The organism is Jannaschia pohangensis, assembly GCF_900113875.1.
Taxonomy (GTDB): domain Bacteria; phylum Pseudomonadota; class Alphaproteobacteria; order Rhodobacterales; family Rhodobacteraceae; genus Jannaschia; species Jannaschia pohangensis.
Genome location: NZ_FORA01000002.1, coordinates 558,276 through 577,685 on the forward strand (window position 1 = coordinate 558,276; position 19,410 = coordinate 577,685).

The 19,410-nt window shown below is 64.7% G+C and carries 21 protein-coding genes; 11 read left to right on the plus strand and 10 right to left on the minus strand.

What is annotated here, in order from left to right; all coding sequences use genetic code 11:
- Position 1: 1 nt before the first annotated feature.
- Together secD and yajC are read right to left on the minus strand one after the other, a co-directional pair.
- Positions 2–1,654 carry a protein translocase subunit SecD gene (secD, locus tag BM002_RS09820; protein ID WP_092779943.1) on the minus strand — a complete coding sequence of 551 codons (1,653 nt, stop codon included), beginning with the start codon at positions 1,652–1,654 and terminating at the stop codon, positions 2–4.
- A gap of 1 nt (position 1,655) precedes the next feature.
- Complete coding sequence (yajC, locus tag BM002_RS09825; RefSeq protein WP_092779945.1) at positions 1,656–1,976, minus strand: preprotein translocase subunit YajC; 321 nt, start codon at positions 1,974–1,976, stop codon at positions 1,656–1,658.
- 160 nt (positions 1,977–2,136) lie between these two features.
- Between yajC and serS the strand changes: the two genes are divergently transcribed.
- A complete protein-coding gene (gene serS / locus BM002_RS09830; RefSeq protein WP_092779947.1) occupies positions 2,137–3,429 on the plus strand; it encodes a serine--tRNA ligase in 1,293 nt (430 codons plus the stop codon).
- Positions 3,430–3,436: 7 nt separating this feature from the next.
- Here the strand turns inward: serS and BM002_RS09835 are convergent, their stop codons facing one another.
- Positions 3,437–4,132: an HAD family hydrolase gene (locus BM002_RS09835; protein ID WP_092779949.1), complete on the minus strand. Its 696-nt coding sequence runs from the start codon at positions 4,130–4,132 to the stop codon at positions 3,437–3,439.
- A 114-nt stretch (positions 4,133–4,246) separates the two neighbouring features.
- Between BM002_RS09835 and clpS the strand changes: the two genes are divergently transcribed.
- From clpS to BM002_RS09870, 7 genes are all read left to right on the plus strand, one after another.
- Complete coding sequence (clpS, locus tag BM002_RS09840; RefSeq protein WP_092780581.1) at positions 4,247–4,570, plus strand: ATP-dependent Clp protease adapter ClpS; 324 nt, start codon at positions 4,247–4,249, stop codon at positions 4,568–4,570.
- 19 nt (positions 4,571–4,589) lie between these two features.
- Positions 4,590–5,597, plus strand: coding sequence for a class I SAM-dependent methyltransferase (locus tag BM002_RS09845; protein WP_092779951.1), 1,008 nt, complete (start codon positions 4,590–4,592; stop codon positions 5,595–5,597).
- Entirely contained in the window at positions 5,594–6,409 is an 816-nt protein-coding gene (locus BM002_RS09850; protein WP_092779953.1) for an SDR family NAD(P)-dependent oxidoreductase, read from the plus strand. Before BM002_RS09845 ends, BM002_RS09850 begins: the two co-directional genes overlap by 4 nt.
- 370 nt (positions 6,410–6,779) lie before the next feature.
- Positions 6,780–8,390: a peptide chain release factor 3 gene (locus BM002_RS09855; RefSeq protein ID WP_092779955.1), complete on the plus strand. Its 1,611-nt coding sequence runs from the start codon at positions 6,780–6,782 to the stop codon at positions 8,388–8,390.
- Positions 8,391–8,525: 135 nt separating this feature from the next.
- Entirely contained in the window at positions 8,526–8,903 is a 378-nt protein-coding gene (locus tag BM002_RS09860; RefSeq protein ID WP_092779957.1) for a hypothetical protein, read from the plus strand.
- Positions 8,900–9,526 carry a hypothetical protein gene (locus tag BM002_RS09865; protein ID WP_092779959.1) on the plus strand — a complete coding sequence of 209 codons (627 nt, stop codon included), beginning with the start codon at positions 8,900–8,902 and terminating at the stop codon, positions 9,524–9,526. The genes BM002_RS09860 and BM002_RS09865 overlap by 4 nt, the downstream gene beginning before the upstream one ends.
- A 105-nt stretch (positions 9,527–9,631) precedes the next feature.
- The gene (locus BM002_RS09870; protein ID WP_092779961.1) at positions 9,632–10,069 is read left to right on the plus strand and encodes a hypothetical protein; all 438 of its coding nucleotides are present in this window, start codon (positions 9,632–9,634) and stop codon (positions 10,067–10,069) included.
- A gap of 42 nt (positions 10,070–10,111) precedes the next feature.
- On the opposite strand, the gene BM002_RS09875 is transcribed toward BM002_RS09870, so the two are convergent.
- On the minus strand, positions 10,112–10,537 hold the full coding sequence (locus BM002_RS09875) for an OsmC family protein (RefSeq protein WP_092779963.1): 426 nt from the start codon (positions 10,535–10,537) through the stop codon (positions 10,112–10,114).
- Between the two features lie 237 nt (positions 10,538–10,774).
- Between BM002_RS09875 and BM002_RS09880 the strand changes: the two genes are divergently transcribed.
- The 3 genes from BM002_RS09880 to BM002_RS09890 are packed head-to-tail and all read left to right on the plus strand — an operon-like array spanning position 10,775 to position 14,302.
- Positions 10,775–12,265, plus strand: a complete 1,491-nt coding sequence (locus BM002_RS09880; protein ID WP_092779965.1) for a DEAD/DEAH box helicase — start codon at positions 10,775–10,777, stop codon at positions 12,263–12,265.
- Positions 12,266–12,301: 36 nt separating this feature from the next.
- A complete protein-coding gene (pcaD, locus tag BM002_RS09885) occupies positions 12,302–13,066 on the plus strand; it encodes a 3-oxoadipate enol-lactonase (protein WP_245749195.1) in 765 nt (254 codons plus the stop codon).
- A gap of 48 nt (positions 13,067–13,114) precedes the next feature.
- On the plus strand, positions 13,115–14,302 hold the full coding sequence (locus BM002_RS09890) for a TCR/Tet family MFS transporter (RefSeq protein WP_092779969.1): 1,188 nt from the start codon (positions 13,115–13,117) through the stop codon (positions 14,300–14,302).
- Here the strand turns inward: BM002_RS09890 and BM002_RS09895 are convergent.
- The 6 genes from BM002_RS09895 to fabB all read right to left on the minus strand — a co-directional run bounded on the left by BM002_RS09895 (position 14,299) and on the right by fabB (position 19,395).
- Positions 14,299–15,240 (minus strand): threonine ammonia-lyase, encoded by a 942-nt coding sequence (locus tag BM002_RS09895; RefSeq protein ID WP_092779971.1) that lies wholly within the window; start codon positions 15,238–15,240, stop codon positions 14,299–14,301. The two genes, BM002_RS09890 and BM002_RS09895, sit on opposite strands and share 4 nt — an antisense overlap.
- Entirely contained in the window at positions 15,222–16,049 is an 828-nt protein-coding gene (locus BM002_RS09900; protein ID WP_092779973.1) for an alpha/beta fold hydrolase, read from the minus strand. The genes BM002_RS09895 and BM002_RS09900 overlap by 19 nt, the downstream gene beginning before the upstream one ends.
- The gene (locus tag BM002_RS09905; protein ID WP_092779975.1) at positions 16,049–16,738 is read right to left on the minus strand and encodes a haloacid dehalogenase type II; all 690 of its coding nucleotides are present in this window, start codon (positions 16,736–16,738) and stop codon (positions 16,049–16,051) included. Before BM002_RS09905 ends, BM002_RS09900 begins: the two co-directional genes overlap by 1 nt.
- Positions 16,739–16,785: 47 nt before the next feature.
- The gene (locus tag BM002_RS19705) at positions 16,786–17,220 is read right to left on the minus strand and encodes a hypothetical protein (protein WP_342707313.1); all 435 of its coding nucleotides are present in this window, start codon (positions 17,218–17,220) and stop codon (positions 16,786–16,788) included.
- A 158-nt stretch (positions 17,221–17,378) separates the two neighbouring features.
- A complete protein-coding gene (locus BM002_RS09915) occupies positions 17,379–18,161 on the minus strand; it encodes an enoyl-ACP reductase FabI (protein ID WP_092779977.1) in 783 nt (260 codons plus the stop codon).
- A 4-nt stretch (positions 18,162–18,165) separates the two neighbouring features.
- Positions 18,166–19,395, minus strand: coding sequence for a beta-ketoacyl-ACP synthase I (gene fabB / locus BM002_RS09920; protein ID WP_092780584.1), 1,230 nt, complete (start codon positions 19,393–19,395; stop codon positions 18,166–18,168).
- Between the last annotated feature and the right edge of the window lie 15 nt (positions 19,396–19,410).

Consider the following 19,410-nt stretch of genomic DNA (forward strand, 5'->3'; position numbering starts at 1 on the left):
GTCAAACCTCGATCTTCTTGGGGCGGCGACGTTCGAACCAGAACACGATCAGCAACCGCGTCACGAAGATGGCGGTGAAGACCGATGTCAGGATCCCGATGCCAAGCGTCACGGCAAAGCCGCGCACCGGACCGGAGCCGAGGGTGAACAGGATCACCGCGACGATGAACGTCGTGATGTTGGCGTCGACGATGGCCGACAGGGCGCGTTCATAGCCTAGCGAGATGGCGCGCGCCGGGCCCTTGGCCGTGCGCAGTTCCTCGCGAATCCGCTCGAACACCAGCACGTTTGCGTCGACCGCCATGCCGATGGTCAGCACGATGCCCGCGATCCCCGGAAGCGTCAGCGTCCCGCCAATCAGCGACAGCACCCCGAACAGGAGCGCCACGTTGATGCCCAGGGCGATTGTCGCGAATGTCCCGAAAAGGCCATAGCTCAGGATCATGAAGACGACCACGGCGGCCATGGCGACGAGCGAGGCGATCTTGCCCGCGTCGATGCTGTCCTGCCCCAATTCGGGGCCGACGGTGCGTTCCTCGAGAAAGACCATTTCGGCCGGCAGGGCACCCGCGCGCAGCAGGATCGACAGCTGATTGGCTTCCTCGATGTTGAAGTTGCCGGTGATCTGACCCGATCCGCCGGTGATCGCCGACTGGATCCGCGGGGCGGTCACGACTTCCCCGTCCAAAACGATGGCAAAGAGCGCGCCGATGTTTTCGGAGGTGTAAATGCCGAACAGACGGGCACCAGCCGGGTTGAATCGGAAGGTGACGGCCGGTCGGCCGTTCTGGTCGAAGGCCGGCTGGCTATCGACAAGGTCGTCGCCGGTCACCACGGGCGTCCGCTCCAGGATATAGAAGAGCCCGTCTTCATCCATCGACGGATAAAGCAACTGATCGCTGTCGACCCGCTGCGTGCCGTCGAAGGTCTGGCCGTCGACAGCGTGAAACGTCAGCTTTGCCGTCGTTCCGATCAATTCCTTCAGTTCCTGAGCCGACCCGATGCCCGGCACCTGAATCAGGATGCGGTCCGATCCCTGACGCTGGATCGTCGGTTCGCGCGTACCCGCCTCGTCCACACGGCGGCGGATGATTTCAAGCGATTGGTCCATCGTCCGCTGATCGGTTGCGGCGCGTTCCGCTTCCGACAGGGTCACGGTCAGGATATCGCCTTCCCCCGTCACCTCGATGTCATTCTGACCGACACCCGACAGCGACACGATCGGCTGCGCCAGGGCGCGCACCGCGGCAAGGGCGCCGTCGTCAAGTTGAGGCCGCACCAGGACAACCAGTTGGTCATCACGACCGTCCTGACGCCGGACCTGATATCCGGCATCCCGCAACGCATCGCGCACCTCGGGCCAATATCCATCGATCCGGCTTGCATAGACGTCGCCCAGCTGAACTTCTGCCAGGAGATGCGCGCCGCCCCGAAGGTCCAACCCCAGATTGACGACCGACGATGGCAGGAAATCCGGCCAAGCCGCCAGATCCGCTTCCAGTTCGGGCGTCGAGAGGGCCCCGCGCTCCAGCGCCGTGACGGCGTCGTTATGACGCTCCGCCCTGGAATAAAAGGCATTGGGCAGGGCCAGAGCCAACCCGAGCACGCAAACGAGAAGGATCGTCAGTTGTTTCCAGAGCGGAATCTGCAGCATGTCAGGCGGCCGGATCGGTTTTCGACAGGACCTGAGCGATGGTCGCACGGATGATGCGGACCTTGACGCCATCGGCGATCTCGACCTCGATCTCGCCGTCTTCCTTGACCTTGGAAACCTTGCCGATCATCCCGCCCTGCGTGACGACCTGATCGCCGCGCCGAAGCGCCTCGACCATGGCCTTGTGTTCCTTCACCTTCTTCTGCTGCGGACGGATCAGCAGGAAATACATGATCGCGAAGATCAGGATCAGGGGAATGAAGCTGGTGAAAGTTCCGGCGGCGCCGCCGGCGGCCTGAGCATAGGCGGGGGTTGCAAACATGAGAAGTCCCTTGCGCGTCTTGAGGCGGCTCTTGCGCCCCGTCGGATATCGAGGCGAACCTATAGAGGGTCAGTTGGGGGGTGCAAGCGCGGCTGGCAACCTCTGGCCCCGTCGCCGTGTCTGTGGCATGTCGCCGGAACGCCACACCAAGAGGTTCGCCATGCACGACATCCGCACCATCCGCGACACCCCCGCCGCCTTTGACGCGGCGCTGTCCCGCCGGGGTCTGGCCCCGATGTCGTCCGATCTTCTGGCCCTGGACGAGGCGCGGCGGGCCTGCATCACCGCCGCCGAGGCCGCGCTGGCCGACCGCAATGCGGCCTCCAGGAACGTGGGCGCGGCCAAGGCCAAGGGCGACGATGCGGAATTCGAGCGCCTGCGCAATCTGGTTGCCGCCAAGAAAGACGAAATCGCCGCACTGGAGGAAGAGAGCCGCCAGAAGGACGCGGCCTTGCGCGACGCCTTGATGGCCATCCCGAACCTGCCGATGGATGACGTGCCGGAAGGCCGGGACGAGGCCGACAACGTCGAAATCCACCGGTGGGGCACGCCGCCCGCTCTCGACTTCACGCCGGTCGAACATTTCGACATCGCGGGCGTCAAACCCGGCATGGATTTCGAAACCGCCGCCAAGATTTCCGGTGCGCGATTCGTTCTGCTGCGCGGGGCTGTCGCCCGGATCCACCGCGCCCTGGCGCAGTTCATGCTCGACACCCACACCGAAGAGAACGGCCTGACCGAGGTCAACAGCCCCGTCATGGTCCGCGAGGACGCCATGCTCGGCACCGGGCAACTGCCCAAATTCGGTGAAGACAGCTATCTGACGCGCGAGGGGTATTGGCTGATCCCCACGTCCGAAGTCACCCTGACCAATACCGTGGCGGGCGACATGCTGGACGAGGCCGCGTTGCCGATCCGCCTGACCGCCCATTCCCTCTGCTTCCGGTCCGAGGCGGGATCGGCGGGGCGCGACACATCGGGCATGCTGCGCCAGCACCAGTTCGAGAAGGTCGAAATGGTGTCGATCACTCACCCCGATCACAGCCGCGCCGAGCTGGACCGGATGACCGCCTGCGCGCAGGGTATCCTCGAAAAACTGGGCCTGGCCTATCGCACGGTGGTTCTCTGCACCGGCGACATGGGGTTCGGCGCACGCCGGACGCATGACATCGAGGTCTGGCTGCCCGGTCAGGACAAATACCGGGAGATTTCCAGCTGCTCGGTCTGCGGCGATTTCCAGGCGCGGCGCATGAACGCGCGGTTCAAGCCCGAGGGCGGCGGCAAGCCGGACTTCGTTCACACCCTGAACGGATCGGGTCTGGCCGTTGGTCGTTGCCTGATTGCCGTGCTGGAAAACGGCCAGCAGGCCGATGGCTCTGTCGTCCTGCCTGCGGTCCTGGCACCCTGGCTTGGCGGCAAACTGACCCTCACGCCCGAGGGCAAACTGGTCTGACGCAGACCTAGCCGAGTTGCCGGATCAGCTCCGGCAATTCGGCCAGCGTCGTGATCCGACGGTAGCGTTCCGCCCCAACCGGTTCCGGGGCCGCCTCCAGCGCCCATTCGATCTCGGACGGGCAAAAGACGCCCCAGGCCCCCGCGTCGATTGCAGGCACCACATCCGACTTGAGAGAATTGCCCACCATCAGGGCCCGCGCGGCGCCATCCCCATGGGCGGCGAAGGCCCGGACATAGGTTTCTTGCGTCTTGTCGCTTACGATTTCGACCCCGTGGAACAGATCGCCCAGACCGCTCTCGGCCAGCTTTCGCTCCTGATCCAGAAGGTCGCCCTTGGTGATCAGGACCAGGGCATGACTATCCGCCAGCGCCCGCACGCAATCCTCGGCTCCCTCCATGAGGTCGACGGGATGACGCAGCATCTCCCGCCCTTCCTCGAGCAATTGGCCGATGACCGACGCGGGCACCCGGCCTTCCGTCACTTCGATGGCCGTCTCGACCATCGACAGGACGAACCCCTTGATCCCGAATCCATAGTGCCCGAGGTTGCGATGCTCGGCTGCCAGCAACCGATCCATCAGATGCGAAGGGTCGGCATGGTCGCGCAGCAGGTCGGCGAATTTCTCCTGCGTCAGGCGGAAAAACGTCTCGTTGTGCCAAAGCGTATCATCCGCATCGAAACCGATTGTCGTAACCGTCACTGTGCCATCCCTCTTTCCCTGAGACCGGGCATGCCCTATATGCTGCAACCCTGCCACCCCTGCCCCGTCGGAGGCGATATGCTTCGTGCCGTGACCCAGTTTCCCATCACCGCCATGGCCGACCTGCCCGGGGACGGCGACAGCGACATTTCCGTCGTCACCAAGACGCGACCCAAGACGGCGCGCCCGCCGCTCTACAAGGTGCTGCTGCTCAATGACGATTACACGCCGATGGAATTCGTCGTGATCGTGCTGGAAAAATTTTTCGGGATTACCCACGGCCAGGCGGTCGAGATCATGCTGACCGTCCATAAGAAGGGCCTCGCCGTCGTCGGCGTTTTCAGCCACGAAATCGCCGAGACCAAGGTCGCGCAGGTTATGGATTTCGCCCGTCGCCATCAGCATCCGCTGCAATGCACGATGGAGAAGGAGGAGTAATCCTCCGCCTGTCGGTCCCGTGAACGCCCGTCTGTCCCTCGCGCTTGCGGCGACTGCCGTGACCTTGCCCGAGGGTCATATCCTGCTTTTGCGACCTCCCGCCGATCTGGTTCTGGAAGGCCTGCCCCTTGATCGTTGCGTTGCCGTGCAGGGGTTTCGGCCCGACCATGACGCCCTGGCCGCCCGCGGTGTCGCCATGCCCGACGCCCCCGAAGGCCCGTTTGCAGCTGTCGTGGTTTTCGCGGCGCGGGCCAAGGCCCTGACACTGGACCTGATTGCGCAGGCCTGCGGGGCGGTTGCACCCGGGGCCCCGGTCATCGTTGACGGGTCCAAGGGCGACGGCATCGACTCGGTCCTCAAGCACTGCAAGGCATCCTTCGACGTGGAGGGCGTGTTCGCCAAGGCCCACGGCAAGGTGTTCAGTTTCACGGCCGATACCCCGCCTGCGGCTTGGTTGGCCGCGTCCAAGACCGTCGATGGTTTCGTGACCCGGCCCGGCGTCTTTTCGGCAGATGGGATCGATCCCGGATCGGCCCTGCTGGCGCGGCATCTTGGCGACCTGTCCGGCAAGGTCTGCGATCTGGGCGCCGGGTGGGGGTTTCTGGCGAAGGCGGCGCTGGCGGCGGGCAAGGTAACGGAGTGCACGCTGGTCGAGGCGGAGCGGGACGCGCTCGAGTGCGCGCGTGTCAACATCACCGACTCACGGGCGCGGTTTCACTGGGCGGACGCGACCCGCTTCGAAGGCGGACCGTTCGATGTGGTGATCTCGAACCCGCCGTTTCACGTCGCGCGCAAGGCCGACCCCGATATCGGGCGCGCGTTCCTTGAGGCCGCCGCCCGGTTGCTGTCGCCGCGCGGCAGATTCCTGATGGTCGCCAATCGCCATCTGCCCTATGAGGCGACGCTGGACGAGGTTTTCGGCCAGACGGTGGCCTTGACCGAGCAGGGCGGATACAAAATCATCGAAGCGCAAAAGCCCCGGAAAGTTCCGGTGCGCGCGACGGCCCCAAAGCGGAGACGGCCATGAGCTTCAGCGTCAAAGGCAAGACCGCGATCGTCACCGGAGCGGCCAACGGCGTCGGACTGGCGATTGCCCGTCATTTCGTCGAACAGGGTGCTAACGTCATGTTCGCCGATGTCGACGAAGACCGGCTCGAGGCCGAAGTCGGCGATGCACAGGCCGAAGACGGGGCCACGCTACGATATTTCGCAGGCGACCTGCGCGAACGTCTGACGGTCGCGAACCTTCTGTCGGCCACCATCGATGCCTTTGACCGGGTGGATATCCTGATCAACGCCTCTCGGCAGATCATGGTGACCGACCCGCTGGACCCCGAGGATCAGAGCGTCACGACATTGCTGGAACAGAACCTGATGACGCCCTTGCGCCTCAGCCAGGCGGTGGCGAAGCGCATGATCCATCAGGCGGAAGAGGCCGAGCAATCCACCGGCATCGTCGGCACCATCGTCAACATCGGCTCCATCGCCGGGCGACGGACGCAACCGGAATTGCTGGCCTATTCGGTGAGCGCGGCGGCCCTCGATCAGGCGACCCGAAGTCTGGCCGTCAGCCTTGCGGCAGAACGCATCCGCGTGAACGGCATCGCCGTCGGATCCGTCATGTCCGCCAATCTCAAAAGCCGACTGGTCGAGGCAGAAGATCTGCGCCAGGCAATCGTCGATGCGACCCCCATGCGCCGGATCGCGGCGCCATCAGAATTGGCTGAAACGGTGCAATACTTGGCCTCCGAGGCTTCGGGCTTCATGATTGGGCAGGTCTTGACCGTCGATGGCGGCCGGACGCTGATCGACCCGGTGGTCGAGCCGGCACACCACTAGCGATTGATCCGAAGAATTTCCGAACGGGGCGGCGGTGCGATCGGGCGGCGTGAATGACCCCTGTCCGCACTGGACCTCACAACCGGATGTGGTGTCCAGCGTCGCGACGAACCGGACTGCCTGCGGCCCGCGACACGAGCCGATATCGGGGCAGCCCTTTCAAGGTGATGCGAAACAACGTCCCGCAGACACCAGCCCAAGACCCGGCCAAAAAGCGCAAGACAGAATTCGATGATCCCTGCCGGGGTGCGAAAGGCATTCATGGTTGGCATCTCCGGACGACGTGTCACCAGAGCTAGCCCCAGAATCCGAACAATTGGTAAATGCGCGCGCGATTGCGGGCGGCCCCAGTCCCGCCTATATCGCGGCCATGCTGGACAACGCCCCCATCCTTCCGCCCGAAATCGGCCGCCGCCGGACCTTCGCTATCATCTCGCATCCCGATGCGGGCAAGACGACGCTGACCGAGAAGTTTCTGCTTTATGGCGGCGCCATCCAGATGGCCGGTCAGGTGCGCGCCAAGGGCGAGGCCCGGCGGACCCGGTCGGACTTCATGAAGATGGAGCAGGACCGCGGCATTTCGGTCAGCGCCTCAGCCATGTCGTTCGATTTCGTTCGGGGGACCGGCAACTTTCGTTTCAACCTTGTGGACACGCCCGGTCACTCGGATTTCTCCGAAGATACCTATCGCACGCTGACGGCGGTGGATGCCGCCGTGATGGTGATCGACGGCGCCAAGGGCGTGGAAAGCCAGACCCAGAAGCTGTTCGAGGTCTGCCGCATGCGCGACCTGCCGATCCTGACCTTCTGCAACAAGATGGACCGCGAAAGCCGCGACACATTCGAGATCATCGACGAGATTCAGGAAAACCTGGCCATCGACGTGACCCCTGCCAGCTGGCCCATAGGGGTCGGGCGCGATTTCATCGGCTGCTATGACGTGCTGCACGACCGGTTGGAACTGATGGACCGCGCCGACCGCAACAAGGTCGCCGCGACGGTCAAGATCAGCGGGCTGGACGATCCCAAGCTGGCCGAACACGTGCCCGCCGACCTGCTGGCCAAGCTGCGCGAAGATCTGGAAATGGCGCGCGAACTGCTGCCGCCGATGGACGCCGCGGCCTTTCTCGAAGGGTCGCTGACGCCGATCTGGTTCGGATCCGCGATCAACAGCTTCGGCGTGCAGGAGTTGATGACCGGCATCGCCGAATTCGGCCCGCCCCCGCAACCGCAGCGCGCCGAGCCGCGCCAGGTGTCGGCAGACGAGCAGAAGGTGACGGGATTCGTCTTCAAGGTGCAGGCCAACATGGACCCCAAGCACCGCGACCGGGTCGCCTTCGTGCGGCTGGCGTCGGGCCATTTTCAACGCGGCATGAAGATGACCCATGTCCGCTCCAAGAAACCCATGGCGATCACCAACCCCGTGCTGTTCCTCGCCGCCGACCGCGAGCTGGCCGAAGAGGCCTGGGCCGGCGACATCATCGGCATCCCGAACCATGGCCAGCTTCGCATCGGCGATGCGCTGACCGAAGGGGAAACGCTGCGCTTCACCGGCATCCCGTCCTTCGCGCCGGAATTGCTGCAAGGGGTGCGGGCGGGCGACCCGATGAAGGCCAAGCACCTGGAAAAGGCGTTGATGCAGTTTGCCGAGGAAGGCGCCGCCAAGGTCTTCAAGCCCGCCATAGGCTCGGGTTTCATCGTCGGCGTCGTCGGCGCGCTTCAGTTCGAGGTTCTCGCCAGCCGGATCGAGCTGGAATACGGCCTGCCCGTCCGCTTCGACAACTCGCAGTTCCAGTCCGCCCGCTGGATCAGCGGCCCGAAGGACGCGGTCGAGGACGTCATCAGGAAGAACACGCAGCACATCGCCCATGACAACGACGGCGACCCGGTCTTCCTGACCCGCCTGCAATGGGACATCGACCGCATCGTTCGCGATCATCCCGAGGTGACGCTGAGCGCGACGAAGGAGATGATGGTGTGATCCGGGGATTGGTTTTGGCCTGCTCGGGTATCGGGCTCGTCTGGTTAGGATGGGCAGCCCGTGGCTTCATCCAAACAGACCACTGTCTTGATGCAGGAGGCGCGGTCTCTCCGAGGGGCCTTTGTGAGTTTTCCGATGCCCCCTGATGTCATCCCCCGCGCTCTCGTCGCCGAAGCGCTCGGCCTGCCGGATGACACCGACGCCCTGCCCCCCGGCGACCTGCCTCTGGACCGGTTCGCGGCGCGCCTGATCGGCTATCTCTCGACGCCCGAGGCCGATGCGGAAACGCCCGACGCCTGGACCGGCGCGGTCATGGATCGACTGATTTCCGACGATCCGGAATTGGCGCTGAAGGCGCTTGTGGCCGGGGCGCGGCTGGACGGGGCGGAGGTGCTGTCGGACGCCCTGGCCGATCTGGGCCAGCGGGATGCCGCAACCCTGCGCGCCATTGAAAAACGCGCCGCGTCAGACCCGCGACTGACCGCGCTGATCGCGGCGACCGAGGACGAGTGACCCACCCCAACCGGGTCCAGCCGGATGGCGACTTTCTCGCAATGCAAAGCCGTGGCACCCTGATGGGCAACCGAGGGCTTCTGCATGATGACCAAGGCGTTGCGCTGCCAAAACGATGGGCGCATCAGGCCTGGGTGTGTTGCGTCCTGTCCTTCCGGGGCCGTCGGCGACAGCTTCGCCAGCCCCGTCGCTACACGGAGTTGTTCTTCCTTGACGAGGCGGTCGCCCTCTCTGCCGGGCATCGCCCCTGCGCGGAATGTCGGCGGGCCGACTACCACGCCTTCGCCACAGCCTGGGCACGCGCCTTCGGGACCTGGCCCGGGCCAAAGGCGGCGGACGCCCGGTTGCACGACGCACGGGCCGTTCCGGGTGCGCGGCTGTTGACGCGGCATGTGATGGACGCTGCGTCACTGGCAGAAGGCGCGATGTTCGAACTGGGCGGCGCGACTTATCTGCGATGGAACGAAAATGCGTATCGCTACACGCCGGACGGCTATGGCCCGGCCTGCCCCTTGCCCTTGGCTCAAGTGACGGCCCTCACCAACCCGATCACGCAATCCATCCTGAAGGCGGGATACAGTCCCTTGCTTCACCCGAGAATTTCCGGATCGTCGTCCCGCTGATCGGCCAAGAATTGCCAAACGGCGCAGATCAGGCGTGGCTGATTGTGTTTGCATGCAGGATGGATAGACCTCAGGTCCAAGACCAATCACACGACGGAGTCCGGAATGCAGTCCAAGGCCATCGCCCTTCTTCCTTTTGCTGTCCTCGCTGGCGGAGCAAATGCCGACGAAGCCGCCTGGGACGTGATCCGGAGCATCGACGTGCAGGAAAAGATGACCGAGACGTCCTATCGCGCCATCAAGACGTTCCCTGCGGCCATCGAAAACGGTGTGGAGCAATTCGACATCACCGGCTTCGTCATCCCGATGGACGGGTTCGAGCCGGGCGCAAAGGTGACAACGCTCATGCTGGTGTCCGACATGGTCACGTGTCCGTTCTGCGGCCTGCCCGATCATGCCGCGGCCCTCGAGGTGGCGCTTGCCACGCCGCTTGACTTGACCGAGGGAGAGCGGATCACCCTGCGGGGTGCCCTCGAATTGAACCACGATCCCGAGACGGCGCAGGCCGCGACCTTGACCGCCGCCAAACGCGTTCCGGGCTGATTGCCGGAACCGGGGCCGCCAAGGCCCCGGCCCATGGCTCGGTCACACGATGGTCGCATCCATCGTGATCTCGGCATTCAACAACTTCGAGATCGGACAATTCGCCTTCGCGGTCTCGCAGGCCTCCCTCACCTTGTCATCCTCCGCACCGGGCACCGCGACCCGAACCTTGAGGTGAGAGCCGGTGACAGTGAAACCGCCGTCCTTCTGCTCCAGCGTGACGGCGCACTCCGTGTCAATCGAGTCGGCCGTCATTCCGGCCTCTCCCAGCACCATCGACAACGCCATCGAAAAACACGAAGCGTGGGCGGCGGCGACGATCTCTTCGGGGTTGGTGCCGGGCTTGTCCTCGAACCGGGTGTTGAAACCATAGGGCTGCGCGTCGAAGGCACCGGATTCCATCGAAATGGTCCCCTTGCCCTCTTTCAGGCTGCCTTCCCAATGGGCACTTGCGCTTTTCACCGGCATATCGCTCTCCTTGCTTGTGATGTATCGTCGGACAACGCGGCGCCGACCGCTCCCGTTCCGCAAGACGCCGCCAAGTCGCCGCGTCACCACGGGAAGTTGACCCGAGGCCCCTTGTTTGTTACGCGGCGCTGGTCTGCCAAAGCGGCGACGGATGTTTTTCGAGGGACGCAAAGCCAAACCGCGTCCCATACCCCCGAGCGCAGGGCAATACGGCCCGAGGCTCCAACCAGGACGCACATGACCAGCTTTTCCGACCTGAACCTCGATCCGAAGGTTCTCAAGGCCATCGAGGCCACCGGCTACACGACCCCGACTCCGATCCAGGCGGGCGCAATTCCCCCCGCTCTCGAAGGCCGAGATGTCCTTGGCATCGCGCAGACGGGAACGGGCAAGACGGCCAGTTTCACGCTTCCCATGATCACCCGACTGGGCAAGGGCCGCGCGCGCGCCCGGATGCCCCGGTCGCTGGTGCTGGCGCCGACGCGCGAACTTGCCGCCCAGGTGGCCGAGAATTTCGACAATTACGCCAAGGGCAGCCGCCTCAAGAAGGCCCTGCTGATCGGGGGCGTGTCCTTCAAGGAGCAGGACATGCTGATCGACCGGGGCGTGGACGTGTTGATCGCGACGCCGGGTCGCCTGATCGACCATTTCGAGCGCGGCAAACTGCTGCTGACCGGGGTCGAGATCATGGTCGTCGACGAGGCCGACCGGATGCTCGACATGGGGTTCATCCCCGACATCGAACGCATCTTCGAGATGACGCCCTTCACGCGCCAGACCCTGTTCTTCAGCGCGACCATGGCGCCCGAGATCGAGCGGATCACCAACAAGTTCCTGTCGAACCCGGTCAAGATCGAGGTGGAGCGTCAGAATTCGACCTCCGAGACGATCACCCAGATCCTGGTCGAGCATACTCCCAAGGCCAAAAGCATGGCCGCCAAGGACAAGCGCGAGATCCTGCGCGCGATCATCGAGCGGGACTCGGCCAAGGCCGACGATCCGCTGCGCAACGCCATCATCTTCTGCAACCGCAAGGTCGAGGTCGATGTCGTCGCCAAGTCGCTCAAGAAACATGGCTACAACGCCGAACCGATCCATGGCGATCTGGAGCAGTCGCACCGGACCCGCACCCTTGACGGGTTCCGCGATGGCAGCCTGAAGTTCCTGGTTGCATCGGACGTGGCCGCACGCGGCCTCGACATTCCGAACGTGAGCCACGTGTTCAACTTCGACGTCCCCTCTCACGCCGAGGATTATGTCCACCGCATCGGTCGGACCGGTCGCGCGGGCAAGCTCGGCACGGCCTATACCCTCGCCACCCCGGCGGACGGAAAGTATCTGGATGCCATTCGCAGCCTCGTGAAGGCCGACATTCCCAAGGGCGAAAACCCCTGGACCCCGCCCGGCGGCGGCAATGCAGCGCCCGCCACGCGCGAGGAAGAGGACGACAAGCCACGACGCACGTCGTCCCGCACCCGGTCGCGCAGCAAGCCGAAGTCCGAGGATGCGCCACCCGTCGAAGCGCCCGCACAGGTCGCCGCCGTCGAGGTCCGCCACGAGCCTGCCCCGCAACCGCAGCAGCGCAACGATACGCAACAGAACCGCAATCGGTCGCGTGGTGGTCGGGGTCGCAATGATCGCGACAGCGGACCGCGTGTTGTGGGCCTTGGCGACCATGTCCCGACGTTCATCGAGCTGAGCTTTGACGAACGCCGCGACGAGGCCTGACACCCCTTGCACCTGACCGCCCGAGACGGATGTCGATTGCACGTTCGCGAAGACGGCGATCCTTCGGGGTTGCCGGTCGTCTTTGCCAACAGCCTTGGGTCGGACCTGCGCCTCTGGGATGGCGTCCTGCCGCATCTGCCCGATGGCCTTCGCCTGATCCGGTGGGACAAGCGCGGCCATGGCGCGTCCGACGTGCCGCCCGGACCCTATTCCATGGGCACGCTGGTCTCGGACGCCGAAACCATCCTCGATGATCTGGGGATCAAGGCCTGTATCTTCGTCGGCGTGTCCATCGGCGGGATGATCGCCCAGGGGCTTGCCGTCAAACGCCCCGATCTGATCGATCGACTGGTATTGTCGAATACGGCCGCGCGGATCGGCGCGCGCGCCATGTGGCAGGAGCGGATCGATGCCGTCCGCACCTCCGGCATGGCCAGCATCGCCGACGCCGTGCTCGCCCGCTGGTTCGGGCGCGATTTTCAGGCGACGGGCGACATGGCGCTGTGGCGAGGGCGTTTCTGCGAAGTCCCGCCCGAGGGGTATGCCGGATGCTGCGCTGCCATCGCCGGTGCCGACTTCTATACCCCGACCAGCAGCTTGCGCCTGCCCACGCTGGCGATCGCCGGGTCGGAAGACACGTCCACCCCGCCCGACCTGATGCGCGAGACGGCGGACCTGATCCCCGGCGCGGAATTCGCCCTGATGCGTCGCGCAGGGCACCTGCCTTGTGTGGAGCAGCCCCGGGAATTCGCCGCCCTTCTGACCCGTTTTGTTCAGGGCGGCCCCGATGCGGAAACGTAGTGTTTTCCTGCCTCGTCACGGCGCGCGCAGGGGACTTGGGTTTCGCCGATGACGCCCAGACTCCCCGTTCTCTTCATCCTGCTCACCATCGTAATCGAAGCGATGGGAATCGGCCTGATCCTTCCGGTGATGCCCGCCCTTCTGCAACAGGTTCAGGGCGCTGACCTGAGCCAAGCCGCGATCTGGGGCGGCGTGCTGGCGTCCAGCTATGCGATGATGCAGTTCCTCTTTTCCCCGACCATCGGCAACCTGAGCGACCGCTTCGGGCGCAGGCCGGTCCTGTTGCTGTCGATGGCCGTGATCTTCGTCGACTACATCGTGATGGCAATGGCGCAGACCCTCTGGCTCCTGCTGGTCGGGCGGATCATCGCGGGGATCGCGGCGGCCACCATGTCGACCGCGACCGCCTTCATGGCCGACATATCGCCGCCCGAAAAGAAGGCGGCGAACTTCGGCCTTGTCTCGGCGGCCTTCGGGCTCGGCTTTGTTCTGGGGCCGGCCATGGGCGGGCTGCTGGCGGAATGGGGGCCGCGCGCTCCCTTCTGGGCGGCGGCGATCCTTTCGGGCTTGAACCTCCTTTTCGGGCTGCTTGTCCTGCCAGAAACCCTGCGCAAGAAGCGGGCCTTCGACTTTGCCCGCGCCAACCCGCTTGGCGGGCTCAAGGCCGTGACGGCCCTGCCGGGGCTCGGGGCGATCCTGCTGGTCTGGTTCTTCTATCAGGTCGCGAATTGGGTCTATCCGGCGGTCTGGGCCTATTTCACCCAATCGGCCTTCGGGTGGGGGGAACGCATGGTCGGCGTTTCGCTGGCCGTCTACGGGATATCCATGATCGTGGTGCAGGGTGTCCTGATCCGCTGGATCATCCCCAAACTGGGCGAGCGGCGCACCTTGCAATGGTTCCTGCCCTACAACGTCGTCATCCTCGCCTGCGTGGCCTTCGTGCCCCATGGCTGGATGATGCTGGTGCTGACGCCGTTCTCGGCCGTCGGCGCCTTGGTCCAGCCGGCGATCCAGGGGCTGGCAAGCCGCGTTGCGGCCGACGATGCCCAGGGCGAATTGCAAGGCGTTCTCGCATCGATCACCGCCATTGCGGCCATCGTCTCGCCCTTGCTGATGACACGGCTCTTCAACATCGCCACGGACGGCGACGCGCATTTCCCGGGCGCGCCGTTTCTGGCGGCAAGCGTCCTGATGGTGGTGGCGTTCCTCGCGTTTCGACGACAGGCGCGCGCCTAGGCGACCGTTGCCAGCGCCCGTTCGAACATCGCGCGATCCACGTTGCCGCCCGACGCGACCGCACAGACATCGCCGTCATGATGGAACAGCGCCGCCGCAAGGGCGACAGCCCCGCCCGGCTCCAGAACGATCCGCAGATGCGCCCAGGCCAGCGCCATGGCGCGAAGGGCGTCGTCATCGCTGACCGCAAGGCCCGGGCCGCACAGACGTTGCAGGATCGGAAAGGTCACCTCTCCGGGCATCGGCGTGACCACGGCATCGCATATCGACCGCGCCTCGGGCGCATTGGCCAGCCGCGTTCCCGCCCGCAGGGACCGGGCGACATCGTCAAAGCCCAGGGGTTCGACCGGGTGAACCTGCGCACGCCCGTCAAGCGCCGTGGCGACCCCCGATGTCAGGCCCCCGCCGCCGCAACACACGAAGACCGTATCGATGTCGTCAGGCAGCTGGTCGCGCAGTTCGAGACCGACGGTTCCCTGCCCCGCGATCACCCGGGTGTCGTCATAGGGCCGGACAAGGTCCAGCCCGTGCTCGGCCATCAACTTCTCCCCGATGGCATCGCGGTCTTCGGTGAACCGGTCGTAGAACACGATCTTTGCGCCATAGCCTTGGGTGTTCGAGATCTTCACCGCCGGGGCGTCGAACGGCATGATGATCGTCGCGGGCAGTTCGTGCATCTGCGCGGCAAGGGCGACGCCCTGAGCGTGGTTGCCGGACGAGAACGCCACGACGCCGACGCTGTCGGTCAGTTGCGACAGGGTGTTGAACGCCCCGCGAAACTTGAAGCTGCCGGTCTTTTGCAGGCACTCCGCCTTGACGTAGATCCGCCGCCCGAACACGGCATCGAGCGTGGGCGCGTTCAGGAGCGGGGTCAGGACCGCATGGCCCTCAAGCCGCGCGGCGGCACCCCGGATTGCCGTCAGATCAACAGGGTCCATTCGTTCAATGCCTCCAGCGATTCAGGCTCGTCCAGGAACGGCACGTGACCGCGACGCGGCACCTCGGCCACGATCATGTCGGGCCGCCTGCGCACCATTTCGGCCAGCGTCGCGGCAGAGAGCAGGTCGGAGTTCACCCCCCGGATGCAGGCGATCGGCAGGCCGTCGAGCGCGTCGAACAGCGGCCAGAGATCCGGCATCGGTTGCGCCCCCGCCTCCAGCACGGCATCACGCAGCCTGGCGTCATAGGTGATGGTCAGCCCGCCTTCGGGCGTCTTGCGATACCGACGATGGGCTTCGTCGCGCCAACGGTCGGCGGGGACATCCTCGAATCCGGACATCAGGGTCGCAAGGTGCAGGGCGGCGGTCTCATGGTCCTGCGCCTCGGGCTCCTTGCCGATGTAGTCCTTGATGACCTCAAGCCCCTCGTCCATCAGCTCGGGCCCGATATCCACGAGGCAGAGGCCCGCCAGCCGGGGTTTCGCCATCAGCGCCAGCGACATCCCGATGAGACCGCCTCGCGATGTGCCCAGGATCGCCACGCGGTCCAGCCCCAGATGGTCGAGCAGTTCCAGCACGTCACGGGCTTCGGTCGGGATGGTATAGGTGCCCCAGTCGGGCGCGCGCTGTGACTGGCCGCGGCCGCGATAATCAAGGCGGATCACCCGATGCTCGCCCAACAGATAGGGCAGCACATAGTCAAAATCGGTCGAATTGCGGGTGAGGCCGGACAGACAGAGGATCGGCTCCCCCTCGCCCTGATCCTCGTACCAGAGTCGCAGATTGTCGGAAGTACGGAACTCGGGCATCAGAGCGACCCGACAAGCTCGGGGATCCCGGTCAGGTCGGGCAAGACATGGTGGGGTCGCGCGGGCAGGCGGTCCATCGGCAGGCCCAGGCGATTCACCCAGACGGTCGTGAAGCCGTAGCCCGCCGCCGCCGCCGCGTCCCAGCCGTTGGAACTGACGAACAGCACATCGCCCGCCTCGCAGCCGAAGGCACGCCCGACAAGGTCGTAAACCTTGGACGACGGCTTGAAGATCCCCACGCTTTCGACGCTCAGGACATGGTCGAGAAGGCGGCCCACCCCCGCGGACTGAACCGCGCCCTGAAGCATCTCGGGCGAGCCGTTCGACAGGATGCCGGTCGCGAGACCCACCTCGCGCAGGGTGCCGAGCATGTCGGGAACTTCCGGGTAGGCCGCCAGCTCCCAGTAAAGCTGCATCAGGCGGTCGCGCAGCGCCGCGTCCTCCTGAAGCCCGGAGGCCTCCAACGCCCAATCGAGACCGTCGCCGGTCACTTGCCAGAAATCGGCGTGATCGCCCGTGACGGCCCGCAGCCATGTGTATTGCAACTGCTTGTCACGCCAGTCGGCCGCAACCTTCTTCCAGTGATCCGCAAGGGACGGAAAGGCAGGTTCCTCGGCGGCGATACGCGCGGCTGATGTCACATCGAACAGCGTGCCATAGGCGTCGAAGATGCAGGTATCGATGGCCATGGCCGCCCCCGTTTCAGATCGGGGCGACAGTGACACGCGCGTCGATCTTAGCCAAGCCCACGCCGGGCCGCATCGCATTCGAGCAGGCCCTGGATCGTATGCTGGCGCGACCATCCGCCATTGTCGTCAAGCCCTTCGGCAGCGCGGGCCGTCTCTTCCATCAGGGTCTCATCGCTGAAGGCAGAGGCGACACTGGACAGCCAATGGTCGATATCCACAGCATCGCTGCCGCCTTGTGCCACGCGCTCCGCCTCTCGGGATCGAAGCCCCTCGATGCCATGGTCGCACAGGTCGGATTCAAAGCTCTGCTTGATGACTTGGCCCCGCAGGGCCGTCGCGGTGTCGACGGAGGCGTTTTCAATGCCACCGGACACGGTTTGAAGCACCGAAATACCGGTGCCGACGATCACTGCCGTCAGTACGACCCAATCAAGCGTAATGCCGCCCGTCTCGTCGTGAATGAAGTTCCCGATAAGGGACATGGCAAAATCGCCCTTCAAAAAATTGTCTTGGAGTCAGATATCGCATCGGCTCGTGGCAAGAATGGGGCCAATTTTCTTCAAAATGAGGAGATTAAGGCAAATTCTACCCCGATCTCGGCAACGATCCGCCGTTTCATGCGCGACTGTTTGCCGATTTCCTACAAATTGTCGGGATGGGGCATTCCCATGACGTGATAGCCCCCGTCGACGTGGATCACCTCGCCCGTCGTGCAGGCCCCCATGTCAGACGCCAGATAGACGGCCGTTCCACCCACTGCCTCAAGTGTCGCATTCGCCCGAAGTGGGGCGTTCGCCTCGGAGTGACGGAAGGTCTTGCGCGCCCCCCCGATGGCCGCACCGGCAAGCGTCTTCATCGGCCCCGGCGAAATGGCGTTCACACGGATACCGTCCGGGCCCAGATCGGCGGCCAGATAGCGCACCGACGCCTCGAGCGCGGCCTTGGCGACCCCCATCACATTGTAGAACGGCATGACCCGTTGCGACCCGTCGAACGTCAGCGTCAGGATCGTCCCGCCTTCGGTCATCAAGGGCGCGGCCCGGCGCGCCACCTCGATCAGGGAATAGCAGGAAATATCCAATGAATGCTTGAAGTTGGCCCGGCTCGTGTTGACGAACCGGCCCGTCAATTCCGACTTGTCCGAGAAGGCGATGGCATGGACGACGAAGTCGAGCCGACCCCAGTCGGCCAGCGTCTCGAAGGCAGCATCGAGGGACGAATCGTCGGTCACATCGACGTCGACCATCACCGATGAACCCAAGCTTTCGGCGAGCGGCAGGACGCGTTTCCCGAATGCCTCGCCCTGGTAGGTGAAGGCCATTTCGGCCCCCTGTTCGGCCATGGCCCTTGCGATCCCCCAGGCGATGGAGCGTTCGTTGGCCACACCCATGATCAGGCCGCGCTTCCCCTCCATCAGACCCATGACCTCAGTCCCTGTGCTTGGAGATGATGACGGTGCCGTTCGTCCCGCCGAACCCGAAGGAATTGGACAGGATGGAGTCGATCTCCACCCCCTCTTTCAGCTCCGTATTGATCTCGGCGGGGGCCAGTTCAGGGTCGAGGGTAGTGACGTTGATGGACGGGGCGATAAAGCCCTTGTTCATCATCAGCATCGAATAGATCGCTTCCTGAACGCCCGCCGCCCCAAGGCTGTGCCCGGTCATCGACTTGGTCGATCCCACCGGCGGGGTATTCCCCTCGCCGAAGATGTTGCGCAGGGCCACGATCTCCTTGATGTCGCCGACTGGCGTCGAGGTGCCGTGCGCATTCACATAACCGATCTTGCGGTCCTCGGGCAGCTGGCTGAGTGCCAGGCGCATCGCCCGTTCTCCGCCTTCGCCCGAGGGCGCCACCATGTCGGCCCCGTCGGAGGTCGCGCCGTATCCGGTCACTTCGCCGTAAATCTTGGCGCCGCGCGCGATTGCCCGCTCCCGCTCTTCCAGAACGACGACACCCGCGCCGCCCGCGATGACGAACCCGTCGCGGGTGGCATCATAGGGGCGCGACGCGGTCTCGGGCGCATCGTTGTACTTGGACGACATGGCGCCCATGGCATCGAAAAGGCACGACAGGGTCCAGTCGACCTCCTCGCCGCCGCCGGCAAAGACGATGTCCTGCTTGCCGAACTGGATCTGCTCGACCCCGTTGCCCATGCAGTGCAGCGACGTGGTGCAGGCCGAGGTGATGGAATAATTCACGCCCTTGATGCCGAACGGCGTCGCAAGACAGGCCGAGTTGGTGGACGACATGCACCGCGTCACCATGAAGGGGCCCATCCGCTTGGGGCTGCCCTTGTTGATGACCGTGTCGAAGGCCGTGAAGAAGTTGGAGGTCGATGGCCCGCCTGACCCCATCACCAGACCCGTGCGTTCGTTGGAGACGTCGGTCTGCTCCAGCCCGGAATCGGCAATCGCGCGCTCCATGGCGATATAGTTGTACGCCGCCCCCGGCCCCATGAAACGCAGCTGTCGCTTGTCGATATGATCTTCGAGGACGATGTCCGGCACGCCGTGAACCTGGCTGCGGAAGCCATGTTCGGCATAGCTTTCGGAGAAGGTGATCCCCGACTTGCCCGCCCGAAGCGAAGCCTCGACCTCATCGGGGGTATTTCCGATGGGCGAGACGATTCCGATCCCGGTGACGACGACACGACGCAACATTGGATTCCTCCC

What these genes read in the sequence shown, in the direction of transcription:
- serS (WP_092779947.1), top strand. Translation starts at nt 2,137, where the DNA reads ATGCACGACATCCGCACCATCCGCGACACCCCCGCCGCCTTTGACGCG.
- BM002_RS09900 (WP_092779973.1), bottom strand. Translation starts at nt 16,049, where the DNA reads ATGCCCGAGTTCCGTACTTCCGACAATCTGCGACTCTGGTACGAGGAT.
- BM002_RS09855 (WP_092779955.1), top strand. Translation starts at nt 6,780, where the DNA reads ATGCTGGACAACGCCCCCATCCTTCCGCCCGAAATCGGCCGCCGCCGG.
- BM002_RS19705 (WP_342707313.1), bottom strand. Translation starts at nt 17,220, where the DNA reads ATGTCCCTTATCGGGAACTTCATTCACGACGAGACGGGCGGCATTACG.
- BM002_RS09915 (WP_092779977.1), bottom strand. Translation starts at nt 18,161, where the DNA reads ATGGGTCTGATGGAGGGGAAGCGCGGCCTGATCATGGGTGTGGCCAAC.
- BM002_RS09860 (WP_092779957.1), top strand. Translation starts at nt 8,526, where the DNA reads ATGCCCCCTGATGTCATCCCCCGCGCTCTCGTCGCCGAAGCGCTCGGC.
- BM002_RS09850 (WP_092779953.1), top strand. Translation starts at nt 5,594, where the DNA reads ATGAGCTTCAGCGTCAAAGGCAAGACCGCGATCGTCACCGGAGCGGCC.
- BM002_RS09890 (WP_092779969.1), top strand. Translation starts at nt 13,115, where the DNA reads ATGACGCCCAGACTCCCCGTTCTCTTCATCCTGCTCACCATCGTAATC.
- secD (WP_092779943.1), bottom strand. Translation starts at nt 1,654, where the DNA reads ATGCTGCAGATTCCGCTCTGGAAACAACTGACGATCCTTCTCGTTTGC.
- clpS (WP_092780581.1), top strand. Translation starts at nt 4,247, where the DNA reads ATGGCCGACCTGCCCGGGGACGGCGACAGCGACATTTCCGTCGTCACC.
- BM002_RS09870 (WP_092779961.1), top strand. Translation starts at nt 9,632, where the DNA reads ATGCAGTCCAAGGCCATCGCCCTTCTTCCTTTTGCTGTCCTCGCTGGC.
- BM002_RS09875 (WP_092779963.1), bottom strand. Translation starts at nt 10,537, where the DNA reads ATGCCGGTGAAAAGCGCAAGTGCCCATTGGGAAGGCAGCCTGAAAGAG.
- BM002_RS09880 (WP_092779965.1), top strand. Translation starts at nt 10,775, where the DNA reads ATGACCAGCTTTTCCGACCTGAACCTCGATCCGAAGGTTCTCAAGGCC.
- BM002_RS09905 (WP_092779975.1), bottom strand. Translation starts at nt 16,738, where the DNA reads ATGGCCATCGATACCTGCATCTTCGACGCCTATGGCACGCTGTTCGAT.
- yajC (WP_092779945.1), bottom strand. Translation starts at nt 1,976, where the DNA reads ATGTTTGCAACCCCCGCCTATGCTCAGGCCGCCGGCGGCGCCGCCGGA.
- BM002_RS09895 (WP_092779971.1), bottom strand. Translation starts at nt 15,240, where the DNA reads ATGGACCCTGTTGATCTGACGGCAATCCGGGGTGCCGCCGCGCGGCTT.